Annotated in this window: 11 protein-coding genes; 4 read left to right on the top strand and 7 right to left on the bottom strand. The window is 59.1% G+C overall.

Annotation, left to right across the window (positions count from 1 at the left end):
• Positions 1–65: 65 nt before the first annotated feature.
• Positions 66–1,421, bottom strand: a complete 1,356-nt coding sequence (locus tag C5J26_RS19655; protein ID WP_105403300.1) for an ATP-binding protein — start codon at positions 1,419–1,421, stop codon at positions 66–68.
• Between the two features lie 260 nt (positions 1,422–1,681).
• On the opposite strand from C5J26_RS19655, the gene C5J26_RS19650 reads away from it, so the two are divergent.
• Entirely contained in the window at positions 1,682–2,530 is an 849-nt protein-coding gene (locus tag C5J26_RS19650) for a MipA/OmpV family protein (RefSeq protein WP_105403299.1), read from the top strand.
• A gap of 229 nt (positions 2,531–2,759) precedes the next feature.
• Here C5J26_RS19650 and C5J26_RS19645 read toward each other — a convergent pair whose 3' ends face one another.
• The 3 genes from C5J26_RS19645 to C5J26_RS19635 form a co-directional block, all read right to left on the bottom strand.
• Positions 2,760–3,482, bottom strand: a complete 723-nt coding sequence (locus C5J26_RS19645) for a response regulator transcription factor (protein ID WP_046599364.1) — start codon at positions 3,480–3,482, stop codon at positions 2,760–2,762.
• Positions 3,483–3,699: 217 nt separating this feature from the next.
• Positions 3,700–6,756: an efflux RND transporter permease subunit gene (locus C5J26_RS19640; RefSeq protein WP_105403298.1), complete on the bottom strand. Its 3,057-nt coding sequence runs from the start codon at positions 6,754–6,756 to the stop codon at positions 3,700–3,702.
• Positions 6,753–7,877 (bottom strand): efflux RND transporter periplasmic adaptor subunit, encoded by a 1,125-nt coding sequence (locus C5J26_RS19635; RefSeq protein ID WP_105403297.1) that lies wholly within the window; start codon positions 7,875–7,877, stop codon positions 6,753–6,755. Before C5J26_RS19635 ends, C5J26_RS19640 begins: the two co-directional genes overlap by 4 nt.
• A 491-nt stretch (positions 7,878–8,368) precedes the next feature.
• Between C5J26_RS19635 and C5J26_RS19630 the strand changes: the two genes are divergently transcribed.
• The 3 genes from C5J26_RS19630 (at position 8,369) to C5J26_RS19620 (ending at position 11,098) form a co-directional block, all read left to right on the top strand.
• Complete coding sequence (locus C5J26_RS19630) at positions 8,369–8,638, top strand: hypothetical protein (RefSeq protein ID WP_105403296.1); 270 nt, start codon at positions 8,369–8,371, stop codon at positions 8,636–8,638.
• A 256-nt stretch (positions 8,639–8,894) separates the two neighbouring features.
• Positions 8,895–9,617, top strand: a complete 723-nt coding sequence (locus C5J26_RS19625) for a response regulator (protein ID WP_046637031.1) — start codon at positions 8,895–8,897, stop codon at positions 9,615–9,617.
• Positions 9,614–11,098: an ATP-binding protein gene (locus C5J26_RS19620; RefSeq protein ID WP_105403295.1), complete on the top strand. Its 1,485-nt coding sequence runs from the start codon at positions 9,614–9,616 to the stop codon at positions 11,096–11,098. Before C5J26_RS19625 ends, C5J26_RS19620 begins: the two co-directional genes overlap by 4 nt.
• Positions 11,099–11,224: 126 nt before the next feature.
• Here C5J26_RS19620 and C5J26_RS19615 read toward each other — a convergent pair whose 3' ends face one another.
• From C5J26_RS19615 to C5J26_RS19605, 3 genes are read right to left on the bottom strand one after another with little or no spacing between them, the layout of a single operon-like run.
• Positions 11,225–12,202 carry an aliphatic sulfonate ABC transporter substrate-binding protein gene (locus tag C5J26_RS19615; protein WP_105403379.1) on the bottom strand — a complete coding sequence of 326 codons (978 nt, stop codon included), beginning with the start codon at positions 12,200–12,202 and terminating at the stop codon, positions 11,225–11,227.
• A 41-nt stretch (positions 12,203–12,243) separates the two neighbouring features.
• A complete protein-coding gene (locus tag C5J26_RS19610) occupies positions 12,244–13,014 on the bottom strand; it encodes an ABC transporter ATP-binding protein (RefSeq protein ID WP_105403294.1) in 771 nt (256 codons plus the stop codon).
• Entirely contained in the window at positions 13,011–13,751 is a 741-nt protein-coding gene (locus tag C5J26_RS19605) for an ABC transporter permease (protein WP_206051207.1), read from the bottom strand. Before C5J26_RS19605 ends, C5J26_RS19610 begins: the two co-directional genes overlap by 4 nt.
• Positions 13,752–13,762: the final 11 nt, after the last annotated feature.

Raw genomic sequence — 13,762 nt, 5'->3', positions numbered from 1 at the left:
ATCACGCAGATAGGCGAAGCCAGAAAACACGCCCGCAGGCCGATCAAAGCCATTCGCGCAAGCGTTCACCGAACCTGCGCGGTGACGCCGTCAGCCTGGAGATCTGCTGGAAACGTCAACCGCGCCAAGAGCCCGGATGGCTCCCCGTCCAAGAGTTCCAGCGTCCCCCGGTGGGCTTGCACGACTTCCGCAACGATGGACAATCCCAGCCCGAACCCGGCGTTGCCATCAGTCCTGGCCGCATTCAGCTTGAAGAATGGCTCCAATACCTGCGCACGTGATTGCTTCGGTATCCCGGGGCCATTGTCCGATACGTCGATAACCACCTTGTCTCCGCTTCGCTTCAGCTCGATTGCGACCTTATCGCCAAATTTCACAGCGTTTTCGCAAAGGTTAGTCACTGCTCGCGTTATCGCGAGAGGCTTGCAATTGGCGGACAGATGATTGGGGCCGATATAATTGATCTTGTGGCCCACATCGTCAAATTCGCTGCAAATCGTCTGCAGCGTCGTTGCCAGGTCGATCGTTTCCACCTGCTCACGATGATGGTCGTCACGCAGATAGCTGAGGCTCTCTTTGAGAAGGCTATCGATGCGAGAGATATCCGCCAGCAACATATCGCGCAATTGCCCGTCGCCGACCCGCTCTACTCGAAGTCTCAGTCTCGTCAGTGGCGTGCGCAGATCGTGGCTCACCCCACGCAGCATCCGCGTCCTGCCTTGGATCATATCGGTGATACGATCGCTCATCCCGTTCAAGGAGCGTGCAACAGCGACGATCTCCACGCTGCCTTCCTCTTCGAAGATTACCCGGCCGGACGTGAGGTCGGCATTCGCAGCCGCTGAAGCAATCTTCCGCAGCGGTCGCGTGATCGCCCAGACCCCGAACGAAGAAAACAGCACGATCAAGGTGATGAGTGCCAGTAGATAGTGTGGCGCCCGGACTAGGACCTCACTCCAGAACGCCGTGCTTGGAAGGCCGCCCAGAACGAGGATTGTTTTATCATCAACCTCGGTTGAGACGACGCGCTTGTCATCAACAAAGGTTTGCCAGCCACCGAGTGGCGTCTGCCTCCCGTCGGGGGAAAAAAGCCAATCTATCGTCGCGTCCAGAACGCTTTCCTGCGGTGATGAGTTCTTGAACGTTTCCGCCAAGGCGCGCGGTCGCAGATTGAGATCCCAACCGGCACGATTGGCTGCACGAAGAACGATGTCGCGCTCTTCGGGTGTGGCCGTTTTGAGGATGGAACCTATCGTAAACACACTATCGGCGAGTTCCTCAACGTCAACCATCGGATATCCATTTCCAACACGCTGCTCGAGAAAAGAGCCGCCTAAAACGGTGATGGTGAGGCCGAGAACAATAACGCCCGTGATCTGACTATGGATCGTCGATAGGCCTGGAAGCCGGCGGAAAAACATGAGCACTCGTTTGGCTTGTGAAGCGCGCTTGAGCCGAGGTCGCTCGGCGAAGCAGAAATATAGGCGAATTCCCTCACAAGATCCCGCGTTTCCTGCTGCGCGATTATTACGTTTTGTTACGGCGGGGCCGCCTCGTTGCTGATCGCGGCGAGTTGCAACAAAGCGTAACAAAAAAACACGCACCGGAGGGCTCTGGCATGAAACACAAGCCGTCACAGGCTCCTCTATTGGGGGGACTGATAACCTGTTCTGGAGCCCTCATGCTACATCTTAAAAAAGCCAAGCGGCGTCTTTCGCCCCTCGCCTTATGCGCCGCAATCAGCGTTGCGGGATTTTCCCCAAACGCCTATGGCGCCGACCAGACCGCCACGGAGCAGACGCCGGAGCCACCTTTCGACAAGCAGCGTTTCGACAAACGCCAACCGGAGCGCAATTGGAGCCTGATCATTGGTGCCGGCGCTTCTTACGACCCCAAATACGAAGGGAGCGATGAATTTGAAGTCAGCCCTATTCCCTTCGTGGTGTTCACCTATGGCGAATGGTTGGAAATCGATCCAGGTGGGATCAGCGTCACTGTCCTGGATCACGACGGATTTTCCATCTCCGCTGAAGTTGGTTACGAATCGGGACGGGATGACGGTGACGGCGATCGCCTCCGCGGCCTCGGCGACATCGACTTCGCCGCGACAGTCGGTGCAAAAGTCGGCTATGATTGGGGCCCGGTCGAAATCTATGCGAGCGTCGACCAGACCATCGGCGGCAGCGAAAGCCTGATTGGAAAGTTTGGGGTAGAATACTCGGCCCCGGTCACGGAACGTCTCATTCTGGGCGCACGCGCCGAAGCCACCGTGGCCGATGGCAAGCACATGCAGGCCTATTTTGGCGTCAATGCCGCTCAATCGGCACGTTCAGGCCTGCCTGAATATAAAGCAGAAGCGGGCCTGAAGCGTGTCGATTTCTCTGCCTCCGCCACATACGCACTGAGCGATCATTGGTTGGTGCGTGGTGAAGCAGGCATCGGCGTGCTCACCGGAGATGCCGCGGATAGCCCGATCGTCGAGAAGAAGATCCAGCCTTCCGTTTCTGCTTTTGTCGGCTACAAGTTCTGAAACCGGGGAGAGAAAATAAATGACGTGTCGCCTGCACGGATCGCTTCCGATCCAGCAGGCGACACGCGTTGCCTTGCGCAATATTTTTGACTGCAAGATGCAATGCCGTGGCAGCTGGGAGCGGGCATCCAAGCGCCGGCTCCCAGTCATAGCATCGGGCTTGCACCAAGCGATCTTGTTCGATTATTTGTGCTGGCCCTGCGATCGCGGCCGGATTGGGGCCTCTACTTCAGACTTCCTCCACCGACGCGGTAAAGGTATATCCTCCCAGCCTGACTGTCTGCAGGAGCGTTGGCTCGCGAGGATCGGCCTCGATCTTTTGGCGGAGGCGGCTGATATGCACATCAATACTGCGCTCGATCGGCCCAGCCAGCCCGGAATGGGTAAACAAGAGCAGCTCCTCGCGGGTGATGACCCTGCCCGGATTTCTGCAGAACGCCAGCAGAAGATCGAATTCCGTTGTTGTCAAAGCGATGCGAGCGTTGCCGGGATCGTGAAGCCGGCGCCGCATCGGGTCAATCACCCATCCGTCGAAGCGCAGCTTCCTTTGAGCAGAGCTGCTTGTCAGGCCGTAAGAGGCGCGACGCAGGAGACTGCGAATCCGGGCGATCACTTCTCTCGGGCTGAAGGGCTTCGTAATGTAGTCATCGGCGCCGACTTCCAGTCCCACGATCCGGTCGACCTCCTCTCCGAGTGCCGTCAGCAGGATTATCGGGATCGTTCTTTCCGAACGGATGCGTTTGCAAATGCTCAAGCCATCTTCGCCCGGCAGCATGACATCGAGGATGATCAGGTCATAGGAATTGCTGCGAAGCAGCGACTGCATCACGTTTCCGTCCTCAGCGACAGTCGGCAGCATTCCGCTTTCCTGAATTGTCGACGCCAGAAGATTGCCGATTTCGAAGTCGTCTTCCACGATCAATATCTTCGCGGATGCTGAATTGGGCTGCATAGGTCTTTTCCTGTTTGAGGACCCTACAATGGGCGGGCTGCTGGTCCTCGAATATTTCGCTTTATGAAGTTTTGTTACGATCGCTGCTCGCAGTGATACCAAACGTGCCCAGCCATGGCGATAAGCGCCGCAACCGCTCGGCGATACGGCAGGGCCGGCCAGGTGGTTGGCCGGCCCTCCGCTGGTGGTGCAAGCGTCCTTGCGGCGCCTGCAACCTTCAGATCTCGGCCGACTGGAGGAAGGGCTTGAAGATCCGAGCGGTACGATCGCCAAAGTCGGAAACCATCAGGTGGAGCGACGGGATGACGATCAACGATAGAACCGTAGACACGAGCAGGCCGCCAATCACCGCGATTGCCATCGGCGCCCTGAATTCGCCTCCGTCCCCTACCCCGAGCGCGGAGGGGGCCATTCCCCCGATCATGGCAAACGTGGTCATGATGATCGGGCGAACCCGCTCCGAGCAGGCTTCGACGATCGCATCGACCCGAGACAAGCCATGGGCTTCGCGTTCAATGGCAAAGTCCAGGAGCATGATGGCGTTTTTCGTCACGATCCCCATCAGCATCAGGATACCGATGACGACGGGAAGCGAGACGGCGTTGCCGCTTAACATGAGGCCAGCTGCAACGCCGCCGATCGACAGGGGAAGGGAGGCCAGAATGGTCCAGGGCGCCAACACGCTTCCGAAGAGGAGGATGAGAACCACAAGCACAAGCATGACACCCGATCCCATCGCCACCGCAAAGCTTGAGAACACCTCGCCTTCGGTATCGGAATCCCCCGTCGCCTGAATGCGCACGCCCGCCGGCAGGCTCTTGACGCTATCGAGCTGTGCCAGCCTGTCGAGACCCTGGCCCGACGTCATGCCGTCAGCCATATCCGCTGAGATTTCGATGCGACGCTGGCGATCAAATCGCTCGATGGCGGCGACCCTCTCATCGAAGCTGACGTCGGCGACCGAAGACAACGGAACCGACGTCCCTCTCGTCGTCGGTACCGACAGCATTTCAAGGGTTGGCAAATCGTCGCGAGCATGCGTCTGGAGCAGCACGCGGATTGGAATCTGTCGGCCGCCGTCGATGAAATTGGGCAGCCGGCTGTCGACGTCGCCCACGGTCGATACGCGGATCGTGCGGGCAAGTTCTGCCGGAGATACACCGATTGTTGAAGCCTTGTCCGCGTCGATTTTCACCCGCAGTTCTGGTCGCGTTGCCGCGTTGTCGGCGGTCGGGTTGACGAAGTTTCTGTCGGCGGTGAGCTCCTGCAATATGTCATCTGCTGTTCGCTGAGCCAGAGCGCCATCCGCGGACAGGACAGCGAAAGATATGTCCCGCCCACCGCGGGTGTTGAGAAAGCGCAGCCTGACATCCGAAATGGAGGAAAGCGCCTTTTCAAGATCGGCTTGTATCGAGAACGATGAACGGTCGCGCTCGGATTTATGGAGCAGATCGATCAGGACGACGGCATATCGTATGTCTTCCCGTCCGACCGTACTCGACCCCGCCCTGACGAATACGCCTTCCACCGCAGAATCCCGCCGGATCAGGGCGGCTATTCCGTCCGTCGCTGCTCGTGTCTCCTGCAAAGCCGCCCCAGGGGGCAGCTCCACCGAAAGGGTCAACCGCCCCGTATCCTCTTCCGGCAAAAACGCGGTCGGCAGGGAGGTCAGGGCGTATAAAGCCAGTGCAAAAGCTGCAAATGCGGATCCGACTGTCATCCATCGCCACCGCAGGCTGACCTTCAGCAGTCCCTCATACGCCGACACCAGGCGCCCTTTCCGAATGTGCGACTGAGGAGCGTTCGTCATAATGTATGCAGCCATGATTGGGGTGATCAAGCGGGCCGCCAGAAGTGAAAAGAACACCGCTATCGCAACGGTCAGCCCGAATTCTCGAAAGTACAGTCCGACCACGCCGCTCATGAAGCCCACGGGTGTGAAGACAGCCATGATCGTTGCGGATATGGCTATGACAGCAAGTCCTATTTCGTCGGAGGCGTCCAATGCAGCCCGGTAGGCGGATTTGCCCATGTCGCGGTGACGCACCACGTTTTCGATTTCAACGATCGCATCGTCCACGAGAATTCCCGTCACCAGGGTGATCCCAAGCAGACTGAGGATGTTGAGGGAAAAGCCCAGGAGATCGATGGCAAAAAAGGTCGGGATGATCGAAAGCGGAAGCGCGATTGCGGCTACGACCGTAGCCCGCCAGTCGCGCAGGAATAGAAATACGACGACGATTGATAATGCCGCGCCCTCATAGAGGGTATCCATGGCCGAGTTGTAGTTGCCCGCCGTGTAGGACATATTGTCGTCGACCAGCTTGAAGCGGATCGACGGCTGTTCGAGATGTAGCTTCTCCAGTGCGGTGGCCACTTCCTTCGCAACAGCGAGCTCGCTCGAACCCTTTGAGCGATAGACCGCGAAACCTACAACGTCCTCCTGATCCAGAGTCGCAAAGGCGCGGGCTTCGGCGATCGTATCCTGGACGTTTCCGACATCTTCCAGTTTCACACTGGCGTCGTCCGACAGGAGGATGCGAGAACCACCAAGTTCTGCAATCGTCTGCGCCGCCGCGGCGGTCGTCAGCGTCCGTTCCCGGCCATTCAGGTTGCTGCGGCCCCCGGAACGATCCAACTGGCTTGCGATGAGGCTTTCGTTGACAACATTCGCCGTCAGGGAGAGCGCCTGCAATCGCGAAGGATCGAGTTCGACATGGATTTCCCTGTCAGCACCTCCGACACGATCAATGCGGCCAACGCCCTTCAGACCCTGCAACTGCCGGGCAACAACATCGTCGACGAACCACGAAAGCTCTGCAACGGTCATGTCCTGGCTTGTCACGGCATAGGTCACCACCGCCTGTGCTTCCTCCTCGGCCCGTTCGATCACAGGCTCATCTATTCCATCGGGAAGGTCGCTGCGGATTTTGGCAACCGCGTCGCGGACGTCACCCATGGCGCGGTCTGGCGAAATCACGCCCAACTCGAATTCGACAGCGGTAACGGAACGGCCTTGAGTGACGGTCGACTTGATCTCTTCTACGCCTGCAAGAGACGCTACCGCGTCTTCAACAAGACGCGTAACTTCAGTCTCCAACTCACTCGGCGCTCCCCCGGGCTGGTCGATAATCACATTCACAGCCGGCTCGTCGATGGTCGGGAAGTAAGTGACGGGCAGCCGTGAAAAGCTGTAGAGACCGGCGGTGACAAGGATTAGGAATAGGAGGATCGAGGGAAGCGGATTACGAATTGCCCAGGCCGATATGTTCATTGAAGTCGAGCTCCGAGCCGATTTTGGGTAGATGCAGACGCGTCGGCACGCGTTGCCGGCGTCGCGGCCAATACCGGCCTCACCCGCTCCTGTGCCTTCAGGAAGGCACCTGATTTCAGGACGACCTCCTCTCCCTCGCGGATGCCGTCGAGGATTTCCACGAAGCCGCTTTGCTGGGATCCGATGCGGACCGGGCGGATATCCACGAGCCCGTCTGAAACGACGTAAACGTTGTTGCCGGCCGCCGTGCTTTTGACGGCCGTTCCCGGGAGGAGAACATTCTGCCGGTCTTCGACACTGATGCTACCGCGCGCAAAGACGCCTGGGACAAGTCTGGCCTTGTCTGCAAGTTCGATCCGCACCGTCCCGCTTCTTGTCTTGGGATCGAGTTGCGCGGCATTCAGCCGGACGGTTCCTGCGATGGCTTGGTCGCGTCCTGGCAAGGTAATTTCGGCGCTCATGCCTTCGCGCAGCCGAACGAAGCTTGTCTCCGTCACCTGCGCCACGAACTCGATGTCATCATCGTCAGCGATGACAAAAAGAGGTCCGGCAGAACTCGATGTCATCGCACCGACACGCGCTTTCCGGCTCAAGATTCGACCCGAGCTGGGGGCCCGCAGGGTGCTCCTCTGAACAGTCAGTTCGATTTCCCGCCGCTCGCTGGCGATCAGCTGTTGATCTGCGTTGGCGAGCTCCAACGATTGGCGCGCCAGTCGCAACTCCGCGACGGCTCGGGCGTGAGCGTTCAAGTCTTCCTCGAGGACGTTGTCGGCGATCGCACCTTTTGGCTGTAGCGAGCGGCTGCGTTCAAGCTTCTTGCGCGCTTCGGCTTCGGTGACCGTTGCCACGTCTATCTTGCTGCTCTCGACCGCCACGGCAGCACGCACGCGAAGGAGGCTCACCGCGTTCTTGTCCAGCAACATCAGGGCTTCGGTCGTGTCCAGGACCGCGAGCGCCTGGCCGCGTTCAACATGTTGTCCGGCCTCTACCAAGATCTGCCGCACCTCCTTGCCGAGGACGGCGGGATAGACTTCGATCTCTTCCCGCGCCGCGAGCGAACCAACCACCTCGATCCTTTCCGTCAGCGCACCTCGCTTGGCGACGATCGTCGTTACCGGCATTTGGGCGTCTGCGGACGCCACGGTCGAAAACACGCATGCGAGCGTCGCTGCTTTACCGAAAAGCGAGCAGCAGCGTCGAAGCGTGGATGATACGGTCGATAACGCGATCATTGAGTGGACCTTTTAAGTGGGCCGCAGAGCGCCCTGGCTTGTTTGGTCACACGATAGCGATGGGGCGGAGCCGCACTGTGTAGTCACATTAAGAAATGTTACGGGACGCTGGTGCGTCAGGTCCTCAAGAGGCGCGGCCCCCACTAAATGGAGCGGCACAGACCGCTTTTGAGCCCTCACGGGCAGCCTGGCGACGTCTCTCAGCCTGGACCGACTGCAAGCCGGTCCGCGTAAAATCGTCTGTCTCCACGTTGAGGAATGGAATGTTGCGCTGCGATACTTTGCGACAATTTCCCTGTTCTGCGGCATACGCGTGCGACAAACACCTTCTATGTTTGGGATGCGTCAAGGAGACGCTATCGAAACTGAAGGAGAAACTGATGACCAAGATCTTCCTATCCACCGCTATCGCTGCTCTGCTGGCTTCGGCCACGTTCGCCGTCCCGGCACTTGCCGAGGGTGATTATTATGAAGGCGCCTCCAAGAGCGGTGCTTCTTCGCGTTCTGCCAATCCTCTGCGGGCCGACAGCACCAGGACCTTCGGCTATCCGAACCAGACCGGCCAGTCGGTGTTTGGCGAGACCACCCGCGATGATCGTCGCCCGTTCGACAGCGGCGACTACTATGAGGGCGCCAACCGTCCGAACTAACAGCTCGCAGTTCATTCAAGGCACCGTCCGCGGCAAGGTCGCAAATATTGCCGCGGCGGCCCCTCTCCGGTCTGAATTCAGGCGGATGAGCGGGAGCCAAAATTATCAATTTCGCTGCAGTCCCACCCCACCCTATCCCATCTCACGTCCGATCCTGCGGCACGTCATGGGAGCCGGGCCTTGGGAACTTGCTAGAGAATTCGATGGAAGGGCTTGCCGATGCAATGCTATAATTTCCGGGTGTAGAGGGCAGTTCATGCAGGCATCATCCCATATCGCAGTTGTCGATGATCATCAGGACATCCGGGATCTGGTCGGGAAATATCTCGGGCAGCAAGGCTATCGCATCAGCTCGGCCGACAGCGGCGCCGCCCTGCGCAAGATCCTCGAGCGGAACGCTCTTGATCTCATCATTCTCGACATCATGATGCCCGGTGAAGACGGCCTCTCGGTCTGCAGACACATACGCAGCACGACGGATGTGCCCATCATATTCCTGACCGCCATGGCGGATGATACCGACCGTATCATCGGCTTGGAATTGGGAGCGGACGACTATGTCGTAAAGCCGTTTAATCCCAGGGAACTGCTCGCCCGCGTCCGCGCCGTCTTGCGGCGAGCAACCACCCTGCCAACGCAGCAACGCGACAACATCAAGGCAAAAGTCATCAAGTTCGACCAATGGCGGCTTGATGTCGGCCGGCAAGAACTGACCGACGAGGACGGCGTTGTCGTGTCCCTGAGCACCGTGGAATTCCGTCTGCTGAAGGCTTTTCTCGAACATCCCGGGTTTGTTCTCACGCGCGACCAACTCCTCGACTTGACTGCCGGCAAAGCCGCGGAGATCTTCGACCGCAGCATCGACCACCAGGTCAGCCGCTTGCGCAAGAAGATCGAGGCCGATCCCAAGAACCCGACAATCATCAAGACCCATTGGGGCGGCGGCTACAGTCTTTCCACCGATGTGGTGCTGCAATGATACGGTTCTGGACCAGAAGTCTCGCTGCGCAGTTTATCGGTTTCATGCTCCTCGCGCTCGCGTGTTCCCAGGCACTGTCGTTCCTGATCTCCTGGGATGAACGCGACAAGGCGCTCAAGGCAGTATCAAAAAGCGAGTTCTTCAGCCGCACGGCGACCATTACCAGGCTCATGGAGTCGATTCCGCTCAATCTGAGGCATGACGTCCTCGCCGCCAGCGAAACCAGCTATGCCCGGTTCTGGCTGAGCGAGCAGGCTCCAGATGACCCCGATGCCTGGCGGGGTCGTGCCGTCGAGGAGCTTGCACGTCCCCTGCCGAACCTCCCGAATTTTCCGCCAGAATGGCGCGTTCAGCCGGCAGCCATCGACAGGCCGGAGGAGCGCAGGAGGATTGTTGCGAAAAACGCCGGCGAGGCCTGGGTCACGCCCGCCTCTGGTTTGTGGAGTCTCCCACAGCCGGCGAAGTTCGCCTATATCGGCCAGTGGGACGGGTTTGGTCTTGCGGTCCAGCTTCAAGACGGGCGGTGGCTGAACTCCGCCTATTACAAAGTCATTCCCAACAACTGGTGGACTTCACAATCCCTCTTCACTTTGTCGATAACGGCTCTTGTCCTCTCGGTCATCGGGGTTTTGACGGCAAACCGTATCGCAAGACCGCTTCGACGGCTTGCCGTGTCGGCGGAGGCTTTAGGCCGCGGAGAGTCTCTCCCGCCCCTGCCGGAGGAAGGGCCCGACGATATCCGACGGACCGCAGAGGCATTCAACCGCATGCAGCAGAGCCTTCACCGCTTCGTGGAAGACCGGACCCGGATGCTGGCCGCAATCGGCCATGATCTGCGTACTCCGCTGACATCCTTGCGTTTGCGCGCCGAGTTTGTCGGGGATCCGGAACTTCAGCAGAAGATGCTGGTCACGATCGACGAGATCCAGGTCATGACTGAGGCGACGATCGCATTCGCAAAGGGCGAGGCGACGGTCGAGGAAACAAAAACGGTCAATCTCAACGCATTGGTGGAGAGCCTGTGTGCCGACTTGGAAGAAATGGGCCAACGGGTTGAGTATGTCGAAAGCAGGAAGATAACCTACAGGTGCCGCCCCGACGGGTTACGCCGCGCCGTCCGTAATCTCATCGAAAACGCGATCCGCTATGGCGGGCAGGCCAAGGTCTTCGTGCGCCAATCGCCATCCGCGACTGAAATCGTCGTGGAGGATCCCGGCCCCGGCATCCCTGATGCGATGCGCGAGAAGGTCTTCTCTCCCTTCTTCCGCCTGGAGAAGTCTCGCAACCGTGAAACTGGCGGTGTCGGTCTGGGCTTGTCAATTGCAAGAGCGATCGTTCGCCACCATGGCGGGGATATCGTTCTTGCCTCGAACAATCCGGGCTTGAGAGCCTCGATCTCTCTTCCCGTCATAGAGCGACCCGAACTGTCACCGGCGGCTCGACGGCCGCGAGAAAAAATCGCCGCCCAATGGACGCTCTAGTTTTTGCCTAGCGGACGAATATCAATATCGACGATCGAAACGAGTCGCTCAAGCCCGATGGTTTCCCGCAACCCTCGTCGAGGAGAACTTTCCGCCGTCACCGGCGGAAAGTCAAAGGCCTAACGATCAGGCGCTGGTGAAGAGATCGCCTGTATAGAATTGTGCCGGTGGCAGCGGCTCCTTGATGGTGCCGAACTCCTGGAACATCTTGTTGAATTCCGTCAGCCACTTATCGACGGTGCCGTCTTTCGTGAAGGCGTCCAGTTCCTTGCTCGTCAGCATCTTGCGGCTGCGCGCCACCTTCTCGGTCACCTCCACTGGAGCGTTGAGGAATGCGGTGGTGATCTGGATGGATCGATCGAGGTTTGCGACGCGATAGTCCATTGCCTTCTTCATGACACGCAGGAATTTCCTCACGAGATCCGGGTTCTGCTGGACGATCTCATTGCGGGCGACGAAGGTGTTGATGAACGAGGTCTGCGGGTAGAAATCCTGGTTCGAAGCCAGCTCCTTCATATCCGGCACGCGCGGCTTGATCGTATCGATCAGCGGATACCAGATGCCGGCCCCGTCGATTTGCTTGGAAGTGAAGGCGGCAACCACCGTGGACGGATCCATGGGCACGACCTGGATGTCGCCTATGGTCATGCCGGCCTTGGTCAGCGCCATCCGGAGTATCATGTCGCCGGACGTGCCCTGCGGGACGCCAACCTTTTTGGCCTTCAGATCCGCGATCGAGGCAATCCCGCCCTGGACGATGACGCGGTCGGAGAAGCCTATATCGTTGACGCCGATCACCTTGGCCCGACCGCTGGCGGGCAGCCAGAGTGCGCCGGGCCCGATCGTGCCAAAATTCAGGCTGCCGGCGCCCATCGCCTGGATCTGGATCGGGCCGTTGGTGAAAACCTTGACGGATGGCGTGATGCCTTCCGCTTCCCAGAGTTTCTGATCCTGCGCGATCGCCAGGACACTGGCATTCGGAAAGTCGGCAATATATCCGATGGTCATGTCGGCAGATTGGGCGCTTGCCTTTCCTCCGATGGAAAAAGCGCTCGCGGCGGCAAAGGCCGCCGTCGTCCTCACCAGGGTTCGTCTCGTCAGCATGTTCATCTCCTCCTTGTAACAGCCGATAGTGATTGCAGGTTTCAGGCCGCGGCCGGGTGGTAGACCGACCGCCATACCTCGTTGCGCAAAGCCGTGAATTCCGGCGAAAGGCGCATCTCCTCGGTGCGCGGATAGGGCAGATCGACCGGAATGATCCTGTGAAGCCGGCCGGGCCTGGCGGCCATGACGACGACGCGGCTCGCGAGATAGACCGCCTCGTCTACATCGTGGGTGATGAACATCACCGTACGCCGCTCCTTGCTCCAGGTGGCCAGTAGCTGGCCCTGAAGCTGCACGCGGGTCAAAGCATCCAGCGCGCCGAATGGCTCGTCCATGAGCAAGATCTTCGGATTGACGGCATAGGCCCGGGCGATGGCGCATCGTTGCTTCATGCCGCCGGACAATGTCTTCGGAAGCGAATCGGCAAAATCGGAGAGCCCGACGAGGTCCACAAAGCGGTCCGCGATCCTGCGGCGGTCCGCCTTCGGGTATCTGGCAATCTTCAACCCGAACTCGACGTTCTCGCGGACCGTCAGCCAGGGGAAAAGCGCATATTGCTGGAAGATCACGCCACGCTCGGGGCCGGGTCCCTTGACCGGAACGTTGTCGACCAGGACCTGCCCTGAAGACGGACCTGTGAGGCCTGCGGCAATGTTCATGGCAGTCGACTTGCCGCAGCCGGACGGCCCGACCACCGTGATGAACTCTCCGTCTTCAATGTCCAGGTTGAGACCTTGGAGCGCATTGAAGGATGTCTGCCCGGCGATGATGAACGTCTTGGTGACGTTCTGGAACGAGATCTTGATGCTCATAGCTTTTCCTGCCATGCGGTCAGAACGCCATCGAATGCGATGACGATGCGGTCCATGATGAGACCAAGCACACCGATCGCGATGAGACTGACGAAGATTGTCGGAAGATCGTAATAGAGCTGCGCCTGCTGCATTCGGAAACCGAGGCCAGACTGCGCCGCAATCAGCTCCGCCGCCACGACGGTCGCCCATGACGAACCGAGGCCGACCCGGACGCCGACCATGATATAGGGCAGCGATGCCGGGACGATGACCCGCCGGAAGATGGTGAAGTCGTTGGCACCGAGCACACGGGCAGCATTGATCAGCGTCTTGTCGACGTTGACGACACCTTGATATGTCGCGACAACGCTCGACAGGAAAGACGCCAGGAAAATGACGAAGATCTTGGGAGTTTCGTCAATACCCATGGTGACGATCGCCAGGGGAATGATCGCAAGCGGCGGGATCGTCCGAAAGAACTGGACATAGGGTTCGATGATGCCGCGGGCGATGCGGTACCAACCCATCAGGAAACCGACCGGGATTGCCACCGCAATGCCGAACGCAAAACCGGTAAAAACGCGTCCGAGGCTCGCCAGGGCGTCGGACCACAGGAGGCCGCTCTTGGCCTGGATCACCGCTTGCGTCGCCACGGCAAGTGGTGTCGGCAGGCCGACGATGCCTTGCGCCGTTACGGTGGCCCAGACCAGTACACCGAAGATGACTGCGGCGAAATTGATCGCCAGCATGCCCATCGGGTGCGACA

The organism is Neorhizobium sp. T7_12, assembly GCF_002968535.1.
GTDB classification, from domain to species: domain Bacteria; phylum Pseudomonadota; class Alphaproteobacteria; order Rhizobiales; family Rhizobiaceae; genus Neorhizobium; species Neorhizobium tomejilense.
This window is presented reverse-complemented; position numbering and strand designations above follow the sequence as displayed.